We start from the raw sequence: 20,111 nt of genomic DNA on the forward strand, positions 1-20,111 counted from the left end.
CGAAGGACGGGCATGGCGGGCGCACAGAAATCCCTCGGCAACATCCGACGCAATTTCGATCCCTGGAACGATCCCGCCGCCAAGCCCCTCATCGAGTTCGACCACGTCACCAAGCGGTTCGCCGACTCGGTGGCGGTCGACGACCTGTCGCTCGGCATCTACACTCGCGAGTTCTTCGCGCTGCTCGGGCCGTCGGGCTGCGGCAAGTCCACGCTCCTGCGCATGCTGGCGGGCTTCGAGGAGCCGACGAGCGGCGACATCCGCCTAGGTGGGAAAAGCCTCAAGGGCGTTCCGCCCTATCGCCGCCCACTGAACATGATGTTCCAGTCCTACGCGCTCTTCCCGCACATGAGCGTCGAGAAGAACGTCGCCTTCGGCCTGAAGCAGGACGGCATGGCGCGATCGGAGATCGACGCGCGCGTCGACGAGATGCTGAAGCTCGTCAAGCTCGAGCCCTTCCGGCGCCGCAAGCCCAGCCAGTTGTCGGGCGGCCAGCAGCAGCGCGTGGCGCTCGCCCGTTCGCTCGCCAAGCGGCCGAAGGTGCTCCTACTCGATGAGCCGCTCGGCGCGCTCGACAAGAAGCTGCGCGAGGAGACCCAGTTCGAACTGATGGACCTCCAGCAGGAGCTCGGCCTGACCTTCGTGATCGTCACCCACGATCAGGAGGAGGCGATGACCATGGCCGACCGCATGGCCGTGATGCGGGCCGGTCGCATCTGTCAGGTCGCCCCGCCCGCCGTCGTCTACGAGGCACCGACCTCGCGCTATGTCGCCGATTTCGTCGGCAACGTCTCGCTGATCGAGGCGGAGGTGGAAAGTGTCGCCGGGGGGCTGGCGGTCCTGCGGTCCGCGTCCGGGCGCATCGAGACCGAGACCACGGTTCCGCTCTCGCCGGGGCAGACGGTCGCCTTCGCGATCCGCCCGGAAAAGGTGCGCCTGTCGCGCCGCGCTCCGGAAGCGGGCGCCGCCAACACGCTGACCGGCACGGTGTGGGACATCGGCTATCTCGGCGACGTCACGCTCTTCAATATCAAGCTCACCGACGGCACGCTGGTGCGCTCCACCGTGATCAACGCGGCGCGCGTCGCGTCCGAGCAGATCGCCTGGGAGGAAGAGGTCACGCTCTCCTTCGCGCGCGACGCCGGCGTCGTGCTGGCGGAGTAGGGCGGATGGCCGAGCCTTCGAAGACCGGCGGCGGATGGTGGCGGGGCGCCGTGATCGGCATCCCCTATCTCTGGCTGCTGGCGCTGTTTCTCGTCCCCTTCGCGATCGTCCTCAAGATTTCGCTGTCGACGACGACGATCGCGATGCCGCCTTACGAGCCGGCCTTCGCACTGGAGAACTGGCCGGACTTTCTGGCCAACCTGAAGCGTCTCACCGTCGACAACTATGTCTGGCTTGCCGACGACCCGCTCTATCTCGACGCCTACCTCTCGTCGCTGCGCATCGCCGCGATCTCGACGGTTCTGGCGCTTCTCGTCGCCTATCCGCTCGCCTATGCCATGTCGCGGGCATCCTCGACGATGCGCCAGATCCTCGTGATGCTGGTGATCCTGCCGTTCTGGACGAGCTTCCTGATCCGCGTCTACGCCTGGATCGGCATCCTGCGCAGCGAAGGCTACCTCAATCAGGTGCTGCTCTGGAGCGGCCTCGTGTCCTCGCCGCTCGAGATCCTCAACACCGAGACCGCCGTCTTCATCGGCATCGTCTATTCCTACCTGCCCTTCATGGTGCTGCCGATCTATGCCAGCCTCGAGCGGCTGGATGGGCGGCTTCTCGAGGCCGCGAGCGATCTCGGCTGCACGCCGCTGCGCGCCTTCTGGCAGGTGACGTTCCCGCTCTCGCTGCCGGGCGTCCTCGCCGGGGCCTTCCTGGTCTTCATCCCGGCGGTCGGCGAGTTCGTGATTCCCGATCTTCTCGGCGGCTCGCAGACGCTGATGATCGGAAAGACGCTCTGGGACGAGTTCTTCACCAACCGCGACTGGCCGGTGGCCTCGGCGGTGGCGGTGCTGCTGCTTCTCGTCCTCGTGATCCCGATCATGCTGTTCCAGCGCGTCCAGGCGAGGGTGAACTGATGGGACGCGGCCTCTCGCTCTTCAACGTCGTGTCGCTGGTCGTCGGCTTCGCCTTCCTCTACCTGCCGATCCTGCTTCTCGTGGTCTATTCCTTCAACGCCTCGCAGCTCGTCACCGTCTGGGGCGGGTTCTCGACGCGGTGGTATACGGCGCTGGCCGGAAACCGGCTCTTCCTCGACGCCGCCTTCGTCACCTTGCGGGTCGGCATCGTCTCGGCAACGCTGGCGACGATCCTCGGCACGCTCGCTGCGCTCGCGCTCGTGCGCCACAAGCGCTTCCGCGGGCGGCTCCTGTTCTCCGGCATGGTGTTCGCGCCGCTCGTCATGCCCGAGGTGATCACCGGTCTTTCGCTCCTCCTCCTCTTCGTCGCGATCGACTTCGACCGCGGCTTCTGGACGGTGACGATCGCCCACACGACGCTGACGATGTGCTTCGTGGCCGTGGTGGTGCAGTCGCGGCTGGTGTCGTTCGATCTGTCGCTGGAGGAGGCGGCGCAGGATCTCGGCTGCCCGCCTTGGAAGGCGTTCTTCCTCGTCACCCTGCCGGTGATCTGGCCGGCGGTCGCCGCCGGCTGGATGCTGGCCTTCACCCTGTCGCTCGACGACCTCGTGATCGCGAGCTTCACCTCGGGGCCGGGCGCGACGACGCTGCCGATGCGCATCTACAGCCAGGTGCGCCTCGGCGTGACGCCCGAGATCAACGCGATCTCGACCATCCTGATCGCGGTGGTGGCGGTCGGCGTCGTGATCGCCTCGCTTCTGACGAAGCGCCAGGAGGTCCGGCGGCTGCGCGACGAGCGGCTCGCCGCCGGGGCCTGATCAGCCCTTGCAGCCGCAGCTGTCCGCATGCGCCGTCTCGATCGCCGAGAAGGTGGCTTCCAGCGCCGCCGGCAGCGGGTGGGAGGGTGCCGCGGCCGCCGCCATCAGATAGTCGAGCGCCTCGAGGTCGGAGAGCGCGCGCACGAAGTCGGCGCGCTGCAGCGGATCGGCGGCTGGCTGCACCAGGCGCTGGCGAAGCGCCGCGAGGAGTGCGAGCGAAGGCCGGGCGTCGGACGCGCCCGGTCCCGGCGCCGGGATTGCCCCGGTCTGCATTGGGTCGGTGCCGGCGACCGCGGGGCCGCCGAGGACGCCTGCGGTTTCGGCACGGCTCGACAGGTCGCGGATCGCCCGCGCGATGTCGCTTTCGCTGGCCAGCGCTTCGCTCGGCTTCAGCGGCGGCAGGTCGGGATCGGAACTGCCCTCCGACACGCCGACGTCCTGGCGCGTCGCCACGCGCATCACGGGGCCGTAGACGTCGCTCGCCTGGAAGCCGACGCTGGAGCGCAGGTTGCTGGCGACCAGCGCCTCGCCCGGCCGGTCGTCGGGAGCGAACCGGGGGATGGGCGCCGGCCGGAGCGCGGTGCGGGCGGCGTCGAGGCTGACGCGCGCTGCCTCGCGCTGCGTCTTCACGAGGGCCGCGAGCCGGTCGGGCGACTGGCCGATGCGCGCCGCCTGAGCCCGCAGCGTCGTGAGATAGGCGTCGATGCCGCTGCACAGGAACGGCGTTTCCTTCTGGGACAGGAAGTCGCCGAGATCCTCGCGGATCCGGGCGGCGATCCAGCGCGCGTTGGCGTCGAGCGGACCGACGGTGCGGCCTCTAGCCTTGGCAAGATCGGCTGCTGTACGCAGCGCCGCCGCGTTGCCGCCCGGCTGCGCCCGACCGGCTGGGGGGAAGATCAGAACGCCCGGAAGCGCCGCATCGGACGCACCGGCCTCGGCGCCGGCCGCAGCCTTGAGAGCTGCGAATTCGCTCTCGCGAATGGCGCCGAAGCGCGCGTGGAAGGCGTCGGCGCAGGCGGCGGGCGAGGCGGGCTTGGCTGGCGCCGCGGTGGTCGCCGCAGGCGCCTGCGGCGTCCGAGAGGCCCCGACGACGAGAACCGACGAGGCGGCGGCTGGAGTGCCCGAGACGGCGGCCGTGGCTGCGAGGGCGAGAAACAGCGAGCGGACCGCAGCGGTGCGGCGGTGGGTCGTCGTGGCCATGGACGTCCGGCTCCCGGGCAAGGGTTGGCACCCCGCCCGCCGGATTCAGATCGGCGCCTCGGGCGCGTCCACGGTCATGACCGGGCGGGGCCATTCTCCCTGGATCGTAAACGGAATGGGTTGAGAGGAGGTGAACGCTTCGCTCGCGCCCGACGCCTCGACCACTGACGATTGCGTCGTGCCGAAGAGATTCAGGCGTCGCGTGTAGGCGTCGAGGACGCCGCGCGCCTCGCTCTTGCCCGCGGTGGTGGTCATCGACAGCGTGTCTAGGCGCATGCGCGTGCCGAACCCTTCGAGCGAGGCGGTGAGCGACTGGAACCCCTGCGCTGCCGAGGCCGTGCCGGCTTCGATCTCGTGGCGGCCGGATGCCCGCATCAGCTCGTTGGCAAAGCCCCGCATCCGCCCGTCCGAGACGCGCAGGGACAGGGTCGAACGCCCATTGGCCAGAAGGTCGCCCCAGCTGGCGGCCGGGCCGCGGAACGAGACGTCGAGATCGCCCGACCCGGCCGATACCGGCAGGGGCACGCCGGACAGGGCGTCGAGCTCGGTCATGCTGACGGCCGAGAGGCGGAGGCTGGCGTCGACGCTCGGATGCCCGTTCGTCGAGGCGAAGCGCAGGCGCAAGCCGCCGCGCCCGCCGAGCGCCGCCATGTCGCCGATATCGAGCGTGCCCGCCCCGCCGACCACCTTGATGGCGGCTGCAAGCTCGCTCGCCGCCACGGGGCCAAGCTGGGCGCGTTCGGCCGACAGGCGGAGATCGATGTCGAGGTCGCGCCCGAGCGCGAAGTGCATCGGCCGCTGGAGATCGAGAACGTTGCGCGGGATCGGGGCGATCGCCTGGAACGCGCGCCCGAGGTCGAGATCGGAAAACGCGAGGGTTCCCGACAGCGAGCGCCGTCCCGCCGTGCCTGACAGATCGGCCTCCAGCGCGCCGCGCGCCTGATTGCCGCCAAGGTCGAGCTGGACCGCGCCGAAGTTCAGTCGCTCGCCCGACAGCTCGATGCGCGTTTCCAGCGCGAGCGCGCCGAGATCGGGCACCGACGGCTCGCCGAGCCAGCGCGCTGCCCGCGACAGGGAAGGGGTCGCAAGGCGCACGAGGCCGGACAGCTGAAGCGGCGTGCGTCCGGAGCCCTCGCCCGAGAAGCTGACCTCGCCGGAAGGGCCGGACAGGACGAGCCGGAGCGGGCTCGTCTCGCCGTCGAAGAAGGGGACGGGACGGTCGAGTTGACCCTGGACCTTGGCCGGTTGGCCGTTCCAGACGAAGGAGCCGGACAGGTTCGCAGACGCCCCATCGCCGTTCCAGCGGAAGTCGATGTCGGCGCTGGAAACAGGACTGTCCATTCCCGGCAGGCGGACCAGCCCGTCGCGCAGCCGCAGCTCGTTGACGCCCTGGAACCGCGCGAGGAGGGCCCGCATCGCCTCGCGCCCGCCGGCTGGCGTTGGCGGCGCGGGCACGGCGGCGGCCGGCGGTGTCCCGGCTGAAGGCGAGCCGGGGGGGCTGAGCGTTGCGGGATCGGCAGGGCCGAGTTCCGGCCGCACCATCGTCACGCGGCGGATCTCGGCGCGTCCCGCCAGCGCATCGAGCAGGTTGAAGTCGGCTTCCAGCCGGTCGACGTCGAGCTGCAGCGCCGCGCCGTCCGCCGAGGTGACGGCGCGCACGTCGGAGAGGATCACGCTCGGGCGTGGGAGGAGCGAGAATTCCGCCGTGCCCGCCACCGAGACCGGCGCGCCGACCAGCCGGCCGAGCCGGGCCTCGATTTCGGCCTGCGCCGCGGGCAGGGTGAGGGGAAAGGTCGAGAAGGCCGCGACGAGGCCGCCGCCCAGCACCAGCGCCGCCACGCCGCCGATCGCCAGCGAGCGCTTGACCCCGCGTCGGCGCGGGCTCGCGTCCGTCGGGACACGAGGTGACGGATCGCGCGCTGGGGTCAAGAAGGGCCTTTCGGATGGCGGAATCGGGCGGTCGGTCGGACCGACGGCCGACGGATCGTCGCTTGTGTCGCATCGAATTGTGCCGGAGCCAAGGCGTTGGCGCTTCCGGCTTGCCCGAACCTTGTCAGTCGGCGCGCGGACGGCCGTCCCGTGCGAGGCTTCGCGTGAGCACGACGACGGGCAGGATGCCGGTCGCGACGATGAGGAGGCTGGCGATCGCCCCGTCCTCGAAGGCCGCGCGCGAGGCCTGCGCGTAGACGAAGGTGGCGAGCGTGTCGAAGTCGAAGGGCCGCAGGAGGATCGTCGCCGACAATTCCTTGGCGGCTTCCACGAAGACGAGGAGCATGGCGGTGAGGAGCGCCGGCCGCATCAAGGGCAGGAGGACGCGCCGCAGCGTGCCGCCCGGTCCGTGCCCGAGCGCGCGCGAGGCCATGTCGAGATGCGGCGACAGGCGCGCGAAGCCGTTGTCGAGCGAGCCGTGGCCCATCGCCATGAAACGTGCCGTGCAGGCGAAGACGATGGCAAAGCCGGAGCCGGACAGGAGAAGTCCGGTCGACACGCCGAACGCGGCGCGAAGGGCGGCATCCAGCGCGTTGTCGAAGGCGGCGAAGGGGACGAGGATGCCCATGGCGAGGATCGTGCCGGGCACCGCGTAGCCGAAGGCGGCCAGACGCGACAGGACGCGCAGCGGCCGGGCGTTGGTCAGGCGGATGCCGTAGGCGACGAGAAAGCCGATCGCGACCGTCAGGAGCGCGGTCGAACCGGCGACGACGATCGTGTTCTGCAGGGCCCGCCAGAGCTGGGGATCGGCGAAGTCCTCCGGGCGCCGGAAGGCGTAGCCGCCGAGGATGGCGAGCGGCACGCCGAAACCGGAGGCGATCGGCACGAGGCAGGCCGCGGCGGCTGCCCAGCCCTTCCAGCCGGCGAGCTGCTCGGCGCCGGCGCGCACGGTGTCGGAGCGCCCGGCCGTGAAGCGCTGACGCCGCCGGGCGAAGCGCTCGACCCACAGAAGAAGCAGAATGAAGGCGAGCATCAGGAGCGCGATCTGCGTCGCCCCGGCGAGATCCCCCCGGTTCAGCCAGGTCGCGTAGACCGCGAAGGTCAGCGTCTGGACGCCAAGGAATTCGACTGCACCGATGTCGTTGACGGTCTCCATGAGGACCAGCGCGACGCCGACGGCGATCGCGGGGCGCGCCATCGGCAGGAGCACGGTGGCGAGGATGCGCAGCCGACCCGCGCCGAGCGTGCGCGCGACGTCGGCCGCCTTTCGCCCCTGCATCAGGAAGACGAGCCGCACGGTCAGGAAGACATAAGGGTAGAGGACGCTGGACAGGACGAGGACGGCGCCGCCGGCCGAGCGGATGTCGGGGAACCAGTAGTCGGAGCGCGTCGTCCAGCCGAACAGCGCCCGGAGGCCGGACTGGACGGGCCCGACATAGTGCAGGAGCTCGTTGAAGCAGTAGGCCGCGATATAGGTCGGTACGGCGAGCGGCAGCACCAGGGCCCAGGCGAAGACGCGCTGGCCGGGGAAGCGGAAGCTCGTGACGAGCCAGGCGGTGAACGTGCCGACGACGGCGGTCGCGACGCCGACGCCCGCCATCAGCGCCAACGTCGTGCCGGTGGCGCGCGGCAGGACGGTGCGGGCGAGGTGCGACCAGTTCGCGGTGCCGCCGGTGAGCGCGATCGCCGCGAGCGACAGGACGGGAAGCGCGGCGAGGAGCCCGACGGCAAGCGCCGCGGCGAGGAACAGGCGCTCCGAGCCGACGCTCGCCCGCCGCGCCGGGGAGACGCCCGCGCTGCCCAGCCGCAATTCGCTCAAAGCCGTCCCTCGTGCGTCCACGCGGCGGCGCGGGCGGCCTTTTCGGCCGCCCGCGCCATCATGTTTGCGAGAGGAGGGTTCAGGACTTCGGGCCGTTGTCGAAGCCGACCTCGTCGACGAGTTCGGAGGCCTTGGCGCGGTTGGCCGCGATGTCGCTCAGCGACAGCGTGTCGGGCTTTAGTTCGCCAAAGCTCTTCACCGTCTCCGACAGGGTGACGCCCGGCTTCAGCGGGTACTCGTAGTTCACCTCGGCGTAGATGCGCTGGGCTTCGTCGGTGGTGAGGAATTCCATGAACTTCACCGCGTTGTCGCGGTTCGGCGCATTCTTGGCGAGGCCCATGCCGGAGATGTTGACGTGGGTGCCGCCGTTCTCGAAGGTCGGCAGGATCACCTTGATGGCGTTCGCCCACTCCTTCTGCTCCGGCTCCTTCTCGTTGTTCTGCATCAGGCCGACGTAATAGGTGTTGCCGATGGCGATGTCGCACTGGCCGGCCGCGATGTTGCGCGCCTGGTCGCGGTCGCCGCCCTCGGGCGCCGAGGCGAGGTTGTCGCGCAGGCCCGTCAGCCAGGTCCGCGTCGCCTCCTCGCCATGGTGGGCGAGATAGGCCGCGACCAGGGCGACGTTATACTGGTGCTGGCCCGAGCGGATGCAGATCTTGCCCTTCCACTTCGGGTCGGCGAGGCTCTCGTAGGTGATCGCCTCGTCGCCGACACGCTCCTTCGAGGCGTAGACGACGCGGGCGCGCGAGGTCACGCCCGACCATTCCTTGCCCGAGTCGCGAAACTCCGCCGGGATGTCCTTCTCGATCACCGCATCTTCCAGCGGCTGCAGCACGCCGGCCTGCTTGGTGGCGTCGAGGCGGCCGATGTCGACCGTCAGCACGACGTCGGCCGGCGAGTTCGCGCCCTCCGCCTTGATGCGCTCCTCGAGACCCTTCTCGATGAAGATCGTCGCCGTGGTGAGGCCGGTCTCCTTGGTGAAGGCATCGAGCAGCGGCTGGATCAGCGCCGGCTGGCGCGAGGAGTAGATGTTGACGTCGGCCGCCTGCGCCGCGGCCGGCGCGGACAGGGCGAGGGCGCAGGCGCCCAGTCCGAAAGCGGCGCGGCTCGAAAGAAGCTTGGTCATGTCGGGTCCTCGGGACAGCACCGACGCCATGCGCCGGTCGCGGATGGGGACGGCAGCGCCGGAACGGCCCCGCCGGGCGGCCCGCGAAACTTGCGTTTCGCAGTCCGGTTTCGGATGCCCGAGTCATGAGATGAAATCAAGTAGATCCGGCAGTAACGTTCCGTTCAACTGCCAGATTGGAATCGTTCCAATAGCAACGCGACAATGCTAATGCTTGCGAAGCATTTCGCGTCAGTCGGCCAGCACCCGTTGCGCAGGGAAGACGATCTCAACCAGCGTTCCCTCGCCGGGCGTCGAGGCGATGGAGAACTGGGCGCGGTTCGCCTCGGCCATCGCCTTGGTCAGCGGCAGGCCGAGGCCGGTGCCTTCGCCGCGCTCGTTGCGGCCGGCATTCACCTGCTGGAACGGGGTCAGCGCGATCTCGATCTCGCGCTCGGTCATGCCGATCCCCGAATCGCGGAAGCGCAGGGCGACCTCGCCCGCCGCCCCATAGTGGGTCGAGGCGACGATCTGGCCGCCGGCCGGCGTGAAGCGCACGGCGTTGGCGATGAGGTTCAGGGCGATCTGGCGCACCGATCGTCGGTCGGCGACGACGCTCGGAACGCTCGCGGGCAGCACCGAACGGACGATGACGCGCTCACGGTTGGCCTGCGGCTGCATCAGCGACACGACCTCGGCGACCACCTCGTTGAGCGACACCGCCTCGAAGGCAAGGTCGACCTTGCCGGCCTCGATCTTGGAGATGTCGAGGAGGTCGTTGACGAGATCGAGCACGTGGTGGCCCGAGCGCTTGATGTCGCCGAGATACTCGAGATAGCGCTCGTGGCCGATCGGGCCGAAGCATTCCGAGGCCATGACGTCGGCAAAGCCGATGATGGCGTTGAGCGGCGTACGCAACTCGTGGCTGATATTGGCGAGGAAGCGGCTCTTGTGGAGGCTGGCGTCCTCGGCGAGGCGACGCGCCTCGATGAGATCGGATTCGGCGCTCTTCCACTGGGCGATGTCGCGGATCACCACGCACCAGCCGCGACCCTGGCTGAGACGGCCGAGCGTCACGAAGAGCGGGATCGTGCGGTCGCCGCCGGCGACCCGTGCCTCGACCTCGCGCCCGTCGTTGAGGATCGCGGCGAGCCCGTTGTCGCGCAGCGTGCCGATATAGTCGGTAAGGACGCGGCGGCTGTCGGGCGCCAGCAGCTCCTGCAGCGGCAGCCCGACGTAGGACTCGGGCCGCAGGCCGAACAGCGCCTCGGCGGCGCCGTTCATCTTGCGCAGCCGCTCGCCCTCGTCGAGGAGGAGAATGCCGTCGGTGGCCGTGTCGAGAACGGCCTGGAGTTCCTCGACCTCGCCCTGGAGGTCGAGAAGGATCGGCGTCATGTCCTCTTCGGGCTCGGCCTCGGCCGGCGGGAAGGACATGAGAAGGCAGGAGCGCCCGGCGACGCTGATGCGCTGGAGATGGAGGCGCGCGCGCTCGAACGAGCCGTCCGCGCACTGGATCAGCGCCGTCTCGTCGTCGAAGCCGGAACCCGACGTCTGCACGAGATGGTCGAGGCCGCCGGCGGCTTCCAGCGCGTCGAGATCCTCGTAGCGCGTCAGCGTGAAGAAGCGCCGGTTCGCAAAGATCAGCCGCTCCTGCATCTGCACGAGCACCGCGAGCGGGAGCGCGTCGAGCATGTCCTCGAGCTCCTGGACTGGCAGGAGCAGGGTCGAGCCGTCGTCCGGCGCGGCGTCGGAGGCCGCGGTCTCGACCGGCGCGGGGAGGGGCGCCTGCGCGTCGGCGAGAGCCTCGTGCGCGCGAAGGCCGAGTTTCGCGCCGATCGCCTTGAAGGCCGCGACCTCGGCGTTCGAGAGATTGGCCTCGCGGCGCCGCCGCTCGGCGACCGTCTCGACGCCCATCACCGGGGGCGCCGTGCGGCGTCCGAAGGCCGCTGCGGCTTGCGCCTCCGCCGCGTCGTCGCCCGCAGGCAGGCTCGCAGCGGAGACCTCGATCCGGGCGCTGCGCTCGGGGAGCGCGAGCGCAAGGCCGATCGCCGCCGGATCGCTCTCATGCTCGGCCGGACGCACCACGCCGAAGCCGCGGAAGCCGAGGAATTCGCGATCGCGGCTGTAGAGAGGGAGACCCGCGAGATCGATCGGCGCGCGGCGGTCGGTGCCCTCGATCGGCCACAGGATCGTGCGGCCCGACCACGTGTCGCGCCGCTGCAGGAGGCGCTCGATCTCGCCGGTCTCGTCGAAGCCGAAGACGCGCGCGACATCGGCGAAGGGCCTGCCGATCACGTCCGCCGCGCGCGGGCCGACGATCGCGGCGAATTCCGGCGACAGCTGCGAGAAGCAGGTCTCGGCGTCGGTCTGCCAGACGAAGCGGACGGGCTCGGCGTCGAGGACGGCGCGGAAGGGCTCGGCGGACAGGGCGGCCGGAGCCGGCTCGGGCATCTCGTCGGGAAGGCCCGCCATCTCGTTCGAAATGCTCTCTTCGGGTTCAACGAGGACGGGCGCGACCTCGTCAACCGGTTCCGCGGCCGCATCGGGGGCGGCGGGTTCCGCGATCTCGATCTCGGCCTCGATCGACGCTTCGCCGGCGGGAGCCGCTGCCGGCCCGGCATCCTCGACCGCGGCCGGTTCGGCGACGGGTTCTTCGGCCACGCTCGGCATGTCGATATGGATGAGCACCAGCCCGTCGCCGACGCGGGTGAAGGACAGGGCGCCGGCCTCGTCCTCGACCACGAGGCGGTCCTCGTCGGCCTGGAGGAACTCCTGCCCCTGGATGGCCAGAAGCGAGTGTTCGTCCTCGGGCAGGCGATTGGTCGCCGCCAGCAATCCGGTCGGCCCGACGACGCAGGCGAGGGCCTCGGCGAGGCCCGCGTCGTGCAGGAACTCGCGCGCCTGCTCATCGGGTGCGGCGGCTGCGTCGGTGCCAAGCTTCACGGTGAGCAGCGCCAGATGCGTGCGCCCGGCCGAGATCGCCTCGAGCCGCGCCAGCAGCGCCTTGCCGAGGCCGCTGGCTTCGGGCGGGCGCAGGAGAAGCTGGGTGCGGCCCTTGCCGGCGAAGGCCTCGCGCGCCGAGCGGATCTGGCGCATGGCGTCGGCATCCGGTGCTTCGGCCAGCCCCAGCAGCCGGCGACCGGCTGCGTTCATCCAGAGGATCTGCGACAGCCCGGCATCCAGCACGGCCACGGCCGAACCGGTCTGCGCGGCGGCGCGGACGGACTTCAGCGACATGATGTCGAGGGCGGACGGAATGGCCTTGCGCTCCTGCGGGCGGTCGATCGGTTACTGCTTCGTTAATAAGGCGACCGGGAGATCAAATCCAGAACCGACGGCCGCCGCTGGGCTTGAAAGCCGGGGCAGGGTTAACATGGCTGTGTGAATGCCGTGCCGACCCTGTTCGAGCCCCGCGCACGCCCCTAGTTTGTCGTTGGCGGGCTGTGGATCCGCCATCATCCGGTCGAGGAGAATGCCGTCATGTCCGATACCGAGAACTTCAACTCCGGCGATCCGGCGCGCGACGCCTTCGACAACGCCAAGCGCGCCCAGGCCGCCATGGGCATGGACCCGTCGAAGATGGGCGAAGCCTTCCGCACGATGACGCAGACGTCGATCGAGCAGTCCAAGGAAGCCTATGCGCGCATGAAGTCGGCCGCCGACCAGGCGACGCAGACGCTCGAGGCGACGATCGAGAACGCTCATTCGGGCTCGCTCAACCTCACCAAACGCGCGCTCGAGGGCATGCGGGCGCAGGCCGACATGAACTTCCAGCATTTCGAGAAGCTCGCCTCCGCCAAGTCGATGGCCGAGTTCGTGGAGTTGCAGACGAGCTTCATGCGCCGCCAGATGGAACTCTTCGCCGATCAGGCCAAGGAGATGCAATCCCTGTCGCAGAACGTCGCGCAGGACGTCATCCGCCCGAGCCGCGATGCGGCGCAGAAGGCCACCGGGCAGGACAATTTCTGAGACGTCGAAGCCTCGGGCGCCGATCGCGCGCCCGAGGCTTGCCTTTGCCGCAAAAGTTTTCTATTGCGGGCCCATCGGTATGCGGTTGTAGCTCAGCTGGTTAGAGCGTCGGATTGTGGCTCCGAAGGTCGGTGGTTCGAACCCACTCAACCGTACCACCGAAACCCCTTCAGCATACATCGTCTCGCGCCGCGCTGTGATGCGCGTCCGCTGACCGTATCGGGTCGCGCCGGGACTTGTCCAAATCGCAAGGCGCCCGAATTGTCCGTGCGATCGGCGCCCAAGCGCCGGACGGAGGCCCCATGCCCAATTCCCTGTCCGCGTCCGAGGCCGGCGTGCCGCCGGCTGCGGCGCGCGAGCCCATTCTCTCGGTCCGCCATCTCTCCAAATCCTATCGCTCGGGCGCCAAGGTGCTCGACGACATCAACCTGTCGATCGAGCCCGGCGAGATCTTCGCGCTGCTTGGGCCCAACGGCGCCGGCAAGACGACGCTGATCAGCATCATCTGCGGCATCGTGAACCCGGGCGAGGGCGAGGTTCGCGTCGGCGGCCACGACATCGTGCGCGACTACCGGCGAACGCGCTCTTTGATCGGGCTCGTGCCGCAGGAGCTGACCACCGACGCGTTCGAGACGGTGTGGGCGACGGTGAGCTTCAGCCGCGGCCTTTTCGGCCTCGCGCCCGATCCCGCCCATATCGAGAAGGTGCTGCGCCAGCTGTCGCTCTGGGATAAGCGCGACGCCAAGATCATGACCCTGTCCGGCGGCATGAAGCGGCGCGTCCTGATCGCCAAGGCGCTGAGCCACGAGCCGCGCGTCCTCTTCCTCGACGAGCCGACGGCGGGCGTCGACGTGCGCCTGCGCCAGGACATGTGGCAGGTGGTGCGGGGCCTGCGGGACGGTGGCGTCACCGTGATCCTGACGACGCACTACATCGAGGAGGCCGAGGAGATGGCCGACCGGATCGGCGTGATCCGGGGCGGGCGCATCGTCCTCGTCGAGGAGAAGACCGCGCTGATGCGAAAGCTCGGTCGCAAGGAGATGGTGCTGACGCTGCAGGCGCCGCTGGATGCCGTTCCCCCGGCGCTGGCCGCCTACGATCTCTCGCTGTCGGGGGAGGGGACGGAACTCACCTACGTCTACGACAGCCAGTCGGAGCGGCCGGGCATCAGCCGACTTCTGGAGGACCTGTCGGCGGCTGGCGTGCGCCTGCGCGACGTGACGACCCGCCAGAGCACGCTGGAAGACATCTTCGTCAGCCTGGTCGAGGCCCGCCCATGAACCTCCATGCGATCCGCTCGATCTACCTCTTCGAGATGGCGCGCGCCTGGCGCACGCTCCTCCAGAGCATCGTCGCGCCGGTGATCTCGACCTCGCTCTACTTCGTGGTGTTCGGCTCGGCGATCGGCTCGCGCATGGATGCGATCGAGGGCGTCTCCTACGGCGCCTTCATCGTGCCCGGCCTCATCATGCTCTCGCTTCTGACGCAGAGCATCTCCAACGCCTCGTTCGGCATCTACTTCCCGAAGTTCACCGGCACGATCTACGAAATCCTGTCGGCGCCCGTGTCCGCGATCGAGATCACCATTGCCTATGTCGGGGCGGCGGCGACGAAGTCGGTGATCCTCGGGCTCATCATCCTCGCCACCGCCGCACTCTTCGTGCCGCTCCGGATCGAGCATCCCGGCTTCATGCTGGCCTTCCTGGTGCTGACGGCCGTGACCTTCAGCCTCCTCGGCTTCATCATCGGCATCTGGGCGGAAGGCTTCGAGAAGCTGCAGATCGTGCCGCTCCTGATCGTCACGCCGCTGACCTTCCTCGGCGGCAGCTTCTATTCGATCTCGATGCTGCCGCCGGTCTGGCAGACGGTGACGCTGTTCAACCCGGTGGTCTATCTCGTCAGCGGTTTCCGCTGGAGCTTCTACGGCACGTCCGACGTCGGCGTCGGCTGGAGCCTCGCCGCGACGCTCGGTTTCATGGTCCTGTGCGTCGCCGGTATCTGGTGGATCTTCCGCACGGGGTGGCGCATTCGCGCCTGACCCCGGCGGGTGGCGTCGCCGTCAGATCGACGAGACGCCGAGCTGCCTGAGGAGCCCGAGATTGTCGAGCAGCGCCCAGTGCTCGACGAGCTTGTCGCCCTGGAAGCGGAAGAGGTCCATGACCCCGATGTCGATCGGCTTGCCGGTCGGCTCCAGTCCCATCAGCTCGCCGCCATGCGTGCCCTGCACGCGCAGGTGGATCAGCACGAGGTCGCCCTCGGCGACGGCGTGGCTGATGGGCAGCTTCATGTCGGGAATGCCGGGGTTGAGGACGTCGGCGAGCTTGCGCACCCCCTCGATCCCGCGCACCTCGAAGGGCAGGCCGGGGTCGTGGCGCACGAAGTCGTCGGCGATGTGGGCGGCCCACCAGGCCTCGTCATGGGCCCGGAACGCCTTGAAGTAGTCCCTGGCCAGCTGCTTGTTCTCTTCCGGCGTCGCCATGTGTCGTCCTCCCGAGACGGCCCTGTGATGTCAAAGGCTGGGTGCGGTCGCCGCGAAGGCGGGGCGGTCGGCGACACGGGCGCGCAGGTCTTCGAGCCGCGGATAGGCCTCGACCCAGGGTTCGCCGGGAAAACGCAGCGCGAGGTAGTCGAGCGCGACCACGCTCGCGATCACCGCGATCGACGGCGTGCCGCCGTCGTATTCGGGCGGATCGCTCTCCAGCTGGCGCATCCCCTCGACGATCGTGCGCCGGCGCTTGAGGCCGACGCGGTGCTCGCCGAAATTCGGGTCGACCTGCATCCGGTTGATGACGATGTTGGCCATCGCGTCGACGACGCCCATCGCGCGGCCGGCGAGGCTGATCGTCCGGTCCAGCGGGCCGGGCAGGAGCGAGGGCTCCGGCACCTTGCGCTCCAGCCAGAGGACCACGAGCAGGCTTTCGGTGATCGGCAGGCCCTCGTCGGTCTCAATCGTCGGCACGCGCGCCGCGCTGTTCAGGGCGAGAAGGCCCGGATCGTCGCTCCACGGGTTGACGATCTCGGTGCCCGACAGGTCGAACCCCTTCTCACCGAGCGCGATGCGGGCGATCCGGGCATAGGGCGACGTCGTGTTGGTGAGGATGCGCATCAGGCGGCCTCGGCCTGCGAGGAGGCGGCCTCGCGGGGAACCGCGCTGTAGCCGAAGCGCGGGAAGTGGACGTGGGCGAGCCCGACCCGCTCGCTCTCGTGGCGGATCACGATCTCGTCCCGGTCGGCGGTGACGAGGATGCCGTGGATCGGATCGTTGGCGTCGTCGGACCGGATCGCGACCGCGTCGCCCGCCTTCAGGCCGCTCGGGTCGTCGAGATCGACGCCTTCGAGGACGACGGGTTCGGCGGCGCGGGCGATGGCCAGCGCCTCGTCGGCGCCGAGCGGGCTGCGCGTGCCGTGGCCGAGCGCCGCGACGCGCTCCATCCAGGCGAGAATCGCCGGATCGAAGGGCAGGAGGCGATCCGCCTCCGCGCCCGCATGGGTGCGCACGAACCAGAGCGGGTGATAGGCGGAAAGGTCGGCAGCTGATACCGCGTCGCCGAGGAGAAAGGGGCGACCGTCGCGCAGCATATTGGCGAGATGCGTCATCTGGGCGGCGACGCGCTGGCGGTTGAGGCCGAGATCGCGCAGCGAGGCGGCCTTCGAGAAGTCATGCCGCATGAAGGCGATGCGGTCCTCGATGAACTCGGGCGGCACGCCGTCGCCGATGATCGAGGTCGCGATCGAGGCCGCGGCGATGAAGGTCGTCGTGTCCGCCCACCACGACAGGACGGCGGCCAGCCCCGCCTGTCCGCCGGGATAGAGCGTCGGTTCGGGATAGCGGCGCTCCAGCTCACGGAGGATCAGGAGCGTGTCGCAATAGACGTCGGCGCCGATCTGCAGGACCGGCGAGCGGCGGTAGCCAGCCGTCAGCGGCACGGTGTCCGGTCGAGGCGGCCAGATCGGCGTTTCCACCGAGCGCCAGGCCAGTCCCTTATGCCCGAAGGCAAGACGGACCTTCTCGCCGAACGGGGACAGATCGTAGTGATGCAGGATCGGCTGGTCCATGGCGACGTTCCTCCCGAGAACGCGTTTCGAGGGTGGCGACGCCTTAAGCGAGGCAGCGCCGGAAGATGGCTTCGGCCTGCCCGACCGTCATCTTGCGGGCCGAGGGGCAGGCGATCACGGTGTGGTCGTTGGCGGTGGCCGGGTCGAAGTCGCGAGCGGCGATGCCAGCGTAGAGGCCCGGCACCGCGCGCTGCGCCATCTCGCGCACGCGCGCCTCCGGCAGCTGCTCGCGCGTGAAATGCTCAGGGAAGCCGATGTCGCGGTAGAGCGCGCGGACCGCCTCCGCGCAGGCTTCGATCATCTCGGGCCGCGACAGGCCGGCGGTCTCGACCTCCAAGGCTTCCGCGAGCGGCTTCACCTTCTGGGGCAGGACGGCGAGGTTGAAGGCCGTCACATGCGGGAGGAGAACGCCGACGCCATAGGGATGGGGCAGGTCGAGATGGCCCTCGAGCGGCAGCGACAGGGCGTGCCCGTGACCGAGCCGGGCGTTGCCGCAGGCGATGTTGGCCATGCAGGAGGCCACGAGATTGTCCTCGCGGGCACGCTCGTCGTCGGAATTGATCGAGGCGCGCAGCGATCCGTACTGGAGGCGCACGGCCGCGATCGCCAGCGCATCGGTGATCGGCGAGCCGATGGCGCTGAAATAGGCCTCGACGGCATGGGTCAGCGCGTCGACCGCCGGCAGAGCCGCCACGCGCATCGGCAGCGAGCGCAGCGTCACGGGATCGAGGATCGCCGCATCCGGGAAGCTGAGCGGTCCGCCGCCGAGAAGCTTCAGGTGGCGCTCCTCGTCCTTGACGATCGTCCACTGCGAGACCTCGGAGCCCGAACCGGCCGTGGTCGGCACCATGATCATGGGAAGCGCCCGCTTGTCGAACCGGCCGACGCCGGTGCATTCGGCCATCGGCTTGCGGTTGGTCGCGACGATCGCGATGCCCTTGCCGGTACACATCACCGAGCCGCCGCCGATGCAGACGACGCCGTCGATGCCCTCCCGCCGGACGCGTGCGCCCTCCGTGTCGATATGCGAGCATCGCGCGTCGATGCCGCAGTCGTCGAAGCGGGCGGTGGCGATCCCGGCCGCTTCCAGCGCAGCGAGCGCCTCGGCGTGGAACGGCTGCTGCGAGATCACGGGGTCCGACACGACAAGGACGCAACTCATCGCCAGATCGCGCGCGAGCGTCCCGATCGTGGCGAGCGAACCCTGGCCGGCGACGACGCGCGTCGGCATGTAGAAATGGCTGATCAACGACGTTTCCTCCCGAAGCGTCGAGGCGGGTCTGGCCGCCGGTCGGACCGAAGATGCCGCGGCGGCCGAGGGCCGCGCCAATAGGGCTTTTGTGCAGCCGCTATCACCCCACCCTATGGCGCGCGATCAGCTGTGAGTGGCTCGGTCGTGGGTCGGCGAGCGAAGAAAACAGACCGCAGCGCGTGGGGCGTGTAACACCGGACTGCGCGAGCGAACGCAGTCTGTGCTGGGGTGGCCCGTCCTTAGGGAACTAGCCGCTGACGCGCATCTGCGCGCCGCTCCATTCGCCCGACCGGACGAGATCGCGCAGCGTCTCGCGGCAGAGCTTCTCGACCGCCTGCACGGCATGCGACAGCGGCCGGTCGATCGGCTCGACGAGATGGACCGTCCGCAGGAAGGCCGGCATGAACGGCCAAGCCCGGATGACGCCGCGCTCGGTCTCGCGCCGGATCGCATGAGCGGGAAGCACCGAATAGCCGAGACCCTTCTCGACCAGCGACTTGATCGCGCCGTAGGCGTCGATCTCGATGGCGGCGGACAGACGTGTCCCATCCGCCGCCGCCCGTTCGTCGAGAAGATCGCGCAGCCCGTGGCCGGGGCTCGGCAGGATCAGCGGCAGGCCCGCCAGCAGCGAGGCCGGAACGGGCGATCCCGACGCGGGCAGCGCCGCCGTGTCGGGATCCGACGCCGGGCCGAAAAGGTGCAGCGTCTCCGACAGGAGGCCGATGGAGCGCAGGCCCCGATCCTCGACGAACGCGTAGAGAAGGCCGAGATCGACGCGGCCGAGCCGCAGCCAGTCGAGGACGTATCCGCTCATCGCCTCTGCGATGCGCAGCTTGACCTTCGGCAGGCGCTCCTGCGCCGCCATCACAAGCGGAACGCCGAGCACCTGCGCGATCGAGGAGGGGAGGCCCAGCCGCACCTCGCCCGCTGGCTCGGCGCCGCTGCCGCGGATCTCGCGCTCGGCCTCCTCGAACTGCGCGACGATGGCGCGCGCGTTGCGCAGGAGGATCTCGCCCGCTTCGGTCGGCTGCACGCCTTGCGCCGTGCGGAACAGGAGCGGCACGCCGAGATCGGCCTCCATGTTGCGCACATGAAGGCTCAGCGAGGGCTGCGCGATGTTGAGCCGCCCCGAGGCACGCGAGATCGAGCCGCTCTCCACGATGGCGACGAAATATCGAAGCTGCCTGACGTCCACGCCCGAATCCTCCCGTACCGAGGATAGCCGCTCGCCGATGCCCCGTCACCGCGAGGAACGCCGCACGCAAAAAGGCCGCCGCACCGAAGCGCGACGGCCTTTCCGTTCAGTGGCGGTCTTAGTTCGCCGGGGCGACCGTGTCGTCACCCGTCGAGGTGCCCGGGACCGGGACCGAGGTGTCGCGCGGCACCGGGGTCGCATCGCGCGGCACGACGACCGTGCTGGCAGCCTCGGCGTCGATCGCCGAACCGATGCCCGACGTATTGCCCGGGACCGGGATCGAGCTGGTGGCCGCGTCGGTCGTCGCCGGGGGCGCATCGCGGTTCGTCTTGATCTGCGAGGCCTGGTCGGCCGGCAGGACGCTGTCGAGGCCGGACTCCGTACCTGGAACCGGGACGGCGCTGGAATTCTGCGGGGTATCGACGGAGGTGGCCGTCTGAGCGAGAGCGGCGCCGCTCGTCAGGGCCAAGGCGGACACGGCTGCAAGAATGGTGAGTTTCATGGAGTGATCCCTTTCGTTTTGCCGAATAAGCAAATCGAGCGGCTTCGCGTTCCATGGCGCGCAAGATTATTTCTGAAATATGTCGGGTAGCCTTCCCAAGGGTTCCGCTGCGTGAGGTCTTCGACCGGCTGATGCTGATGGAGCGGCGTTCGCGGCGTCCGCTTCCGGGCAAAGCGATTGCCGCCGGACGC

General features: G+C 69.4%; 17 protein-coding genes and 1 tRNA gene. 7 read left to right on the forward strand and 11 right to left on the reverse strand.

Annotation, left to right across the window (positions count from 1 at the left end; all coding sequences use genetic code 11):
* Nucleotides 1–12 precede the first annotated feature (12 nt).
* Genes BM175_RS10850 through BM175_RS10860 form a run of 3 tightly spaced genes read left to right on the forward strand, consistent with a single transcriptional unit; the run spans nt 13 to nt 2,893 of the window.
* Nucleotides 13–1,164, forward strand: a complete 1,152-nt coding sequence (locus BM175_RS10850; protein WP_090962919.1) for an ABC transporter ATP-binding protein — start codon at nt 13–15, stop codon at nt 1,162–1,164.
* Between the two features lie 5 nt (nt 1,165–1,169).
* On the forward strand, nt 1,170–2,075 hold the full coding sequence (locus BM175_RS10855) for an ABC transporter permease subunit (RefSeq protein ID WP_090962920.1): 906 nt from the start codon (nt 1,170–1,172) through the stop codon (nt 2,073–2,075).
* Nucleotides 2,075–2,893 carry an ABC transporter permease gene (locus BM175_RS10860; RefSeq protein WP_090962921.1) on the forward strand — a complete coding sequence of 273 codons (819 nt, stop codon included), beginning with the start codon at nt 2,075–2,077 and terminating at the stop codon, nt 2,891–2,893. Before BM175_RS10855 ends, BM175_RS10860 begins: the two co-directional genes overlap by 1 nt.
* Here the strand turns inward: BM175_RS10860 and BM175_RS10865 are convergent, their stop codons facing one another.
* The 5 genes from BM175_RS10865 to BM175_RS10885 form a co-directional block, all read right to left on the reverse strand.
* Complete coding sequence (locus BM175_RS10865; protein WP_090962922.1) at nt 2,894–4,093, reverse strand: hypothetical protein; 1,200 nt, start codon at nt 4,091–4,093, stop codon at nt 2,894–2,896.
* 45 nt (nt 4,094–4,138) lie between these two features.
* Nucleotides 4,139–6,022: an AsmA family protein gene (locus BM175_RS10870; RefSeq protein WP_090962923.1), complete on the reverse strand. Its 1,884-nt coding sequence runs from the start codon at nt 6,020–6,022 to the stop codon at nt 4,139–4,141.
* 124 nt (nt 6,023–6,146) lie between these two features.
* Nucleotides 6,147–7,841, reverse strand: coding sequence for an ABC transporter permease (locus tag BM175_RS23225; RefSeq protein ID WP_090962924.1), 1,695 nt, complete (start codon nt 7,839–7,841; stop codon nt 6,147–6,149).
* A 79-nt stretch (nt 7,842–7,920) separates the two neighbouring features.
* Nucleotides 7,921–8,967: a Fe(3+) ABC transporter substrate-binding protein gene (locus BM175_RS10880; protein WP_090962925.1), complete on the reverse strand. Its 1,047-nt coding sequence runs from the start codon at nt 8,965–8,967 to the stop codon at nt 7,921–7,923.
* A 231-nt stretch (nt 8,968–9,198) separates the two neighbouring features.
* Entirely contained in the window at nt 9,199–12,183 is a 2,985-nt protein-coding gene (locus tag BM175_RS10885; RefSeq protein ID WP_090962926.1) for a PAS domain-containing protein, read from the reverse strand.
* Between the two features lie 243 nt (nt 12,184–12,426).
* On the opposite strand from BM175_RS10885, the gene BM175_RS10890 reads away from it, so the two are divergent.
* The 4 genes from BM175_RS10890 (at nt 12,427) to BM175_RS10905 (ending at nt 14,953) form a co-directional block, all read left to right on the forward strand.
* Nucleotides 12,427–12,915 (forward strand): phasin family protein, encoded by a 489-nt coding sequence (locus tag BM175_RS10890; RefSeq protein WP_090962927.1) that lies wholly within the window; start codon nt 12,427–12,429, stop codon nt 12,913–12,915.
* Nucleotides 12,916–12,996: 81 nt separating this feature from the next.
* Nucleotides 12,997–13,073 (forward strand) — tRNA-His (locus BM175_RS10895).
* A gap of 144 nt (nt 13,074–13,217) precedes the next feature.
* Nucleotides 13,218–14,195: an ABC transporter ATP-binding protein gene (locus BM175_RS10900; RefSeq protein ID WP_090962928.1), complete on the forward strand. Its 978-nt coding sequence runs from the start codon at nt 13,218–13,220 to the stop codon at nt 14,193–14,195.
* Nucleotides 14,192–14,953 carry an ABC transporter permease gene (locus BM175_RS10905; protein ID WP_090962929.1) on the forward strand — a complete coding sequence of 254 codons (762 nt, stop codon included), beginning with the start codon at nt 14,192–14,194 and terminating at the stop codon, nt 14,951–14,953. Before BM175_RS10900 ends, BM175_RS10905 begins: the two co-directional genes overlap by 4 nt.
* A 21-nt stretch (nt 14,954–14,974) precedes the next feature.
* Here BM175_RS10905 and BM175_RS10910 read toward each other — a convergent pair whose 3' ends face one another.
* The 6 genes from BM175_RS10910 to BM175_RS10935 all read right to left on the reverse strand — a co-directional run bounded on the left by BM175_RS10910 (nt 14,975) and on the right by BM175_RS10935 (nt 19,920).
* A complete protein-coding gene (locus BM175_RS10910; protein WP_090962930.1) occupies nt 14,975–15,394 on the reverse strand; it encodes an ester cyclase in 420 nt (139 codons plus the stop codon).
* 30 nt (nt 15,395–15,424) lie between these two features.
* Nucleotides 15,425–16,021, reverse strand: a complete 597-nt coding sequence (locus BM175_RS10915) for a glutathione S-transferase family protein (RefSeq protein WP_090962931.1) — start codon at nt 16,019–16,021, stop codon at nt 15,425–15,427.
* Nucleotides 16,021–16,971, reverse strand: a complete 951-nt coding sequence (locus BM175_RS10920; RefSeq protein ID WP_090962932.1) for a glutathione S-transferase family protein — start codon at nt 16,969–16,971, stop codon at nt 16,021–16,023. The genes BM175_RS10915 and BM175_RS10920 overlap by 1 nt, the downstream gene beginning before the upstream one ends.
* Before the next feature lie 43 nt (nt 16,972–17,014).
* Nucleotides 17,015–18,220, reverse strand: coding sequence for an iron-containing alcohol dehydrogenase (locus BM175_RS10925; RefSeq protein ID WP_090962933.1), 1,206 nt, complete (start codon nt 18,218–18,220; stop codon nt 17,015–17,017).
* Between the two features lie 250 nt (nt 18,221–18,470).
* Nucleotides 18,471–19,418, reverse strand: coding sequence for a LysR substrate-binding domain-containing protein (locus BM175_RS10930; protein WP_090962934.1), 948 nt, complete (start codon nt 19,416–19,418; stop codon nt 18,471–18,473).
* Nucleotides 19,419–19,536: 118 nt separating this feature from the next.
* A complete protein-coding gene (locus BM175_RS10935; RefSeq protein ID WP_090962935.1) occupies nt 19,537–19,920 on the reverse strand; it encodes a catalase in 384 nt (127 codons plus the stop codon).
* Nucleotides 19,921–20,111: the final 191 nt, after the last annotated feature.

This window comes from Aureimonas phyllosphaerae (assembly GCF_900113065.1).
GTDB lineage: Bacteria > Pseudomonadota > Alphaproteobacteria > Rhizobiales > Rhizobiaceae > Aureimonas > Aureimonas phyllosphaerae.

Coding starts and splice junctions, on each gene's coding strand:
- BM175_RS10865 (WP_090962922.1), bottom strand. CDS start 4,093: ATGGCCACGACGACCCACCGCCGCACCGCTGCGGTCCGCTCGCTGTTT.
- BM175_RS10890 (WP_090962927.1), top strand. CDS start 12,427: ATGTCCGATACCGAGAACTTCAACTCCGGCGATCCGGCGCGCGACGCC.
- BM175_RS10935 (WP_090962935.1), bottom strand. CDS start 19,920: ATGAAACTCACCATTCTTGCAGCCGTGTCCGCCTTGGCCCTGACGAGC.
- BM175_RS10915 (WP_090962931.1), bottom strand. CDS start 16,021: ATGCGCATCCTCACCAACACGACGTCGCCCTATGCCCGGATCGCCCGC.
- BM175_RS10905 (WP_090962929.1), top strand. CDS start 14,192: ATGAACCTCCATGCGATCCGCTCGATCTACCTCTTCGAGATGGCGCGC.
- BM175_RS10920 (WP_090962932.1), bottom strand. CDS start 16,971: ATGGACCAGCCGATCCTGCATCACTACGATCTGTCCCCGTTCGGCGAG.
- BM175_RS10885 (WP_090962926.1), bottom strand. CDS start 12,183: ATGTCGCTGAAGTCCGTCCGCGCCGCCGCGCAGACCGGTTCGGCCGTG.
- BM175_RS10910 (WP_090962930.1), bottom strand. CDS start 15,394: ATGGCGACGCCGGAAGAGAACAAGCAGCTGGCCAGGGACTACTTCAAG.
- BM175_RS10860 (WP_090962921.1), top strand. CDS start 2,075: ATGGGACGCGGCCTCTCGCTCTTCAACGTCGTGTCGCTGGTCGTCGGC.
- BM175_RS10855 (WP_090962920.1), top strand. CDS start 1,170: ATGGCCGAGCCTTCGAAGACCGGCGGCGGATGGTGGCGGGGCGCCGTG.
- BM175_RS10880 (WP_090962925.1), bottom strand. CDS start 8,967: ATGACCAAGCTTCTTTCGAGCCGCGCCGCTTTCGGACTGGGCGCCTGC.
- BM175_RS10900 (WP_090962928.1), top strand. CDS start 13,218: ATGCCCAATTCCCTGTCCGCGTCCGAGGCCGGCGTGCCGCCGGCTGCG.
- BM175_RS10850 (WP_090962919.1), top strand. CDS start 13: ATGGCGGGCGCACAGAAATCCCTCGGCAACATCCGACGCAATTTCGAT.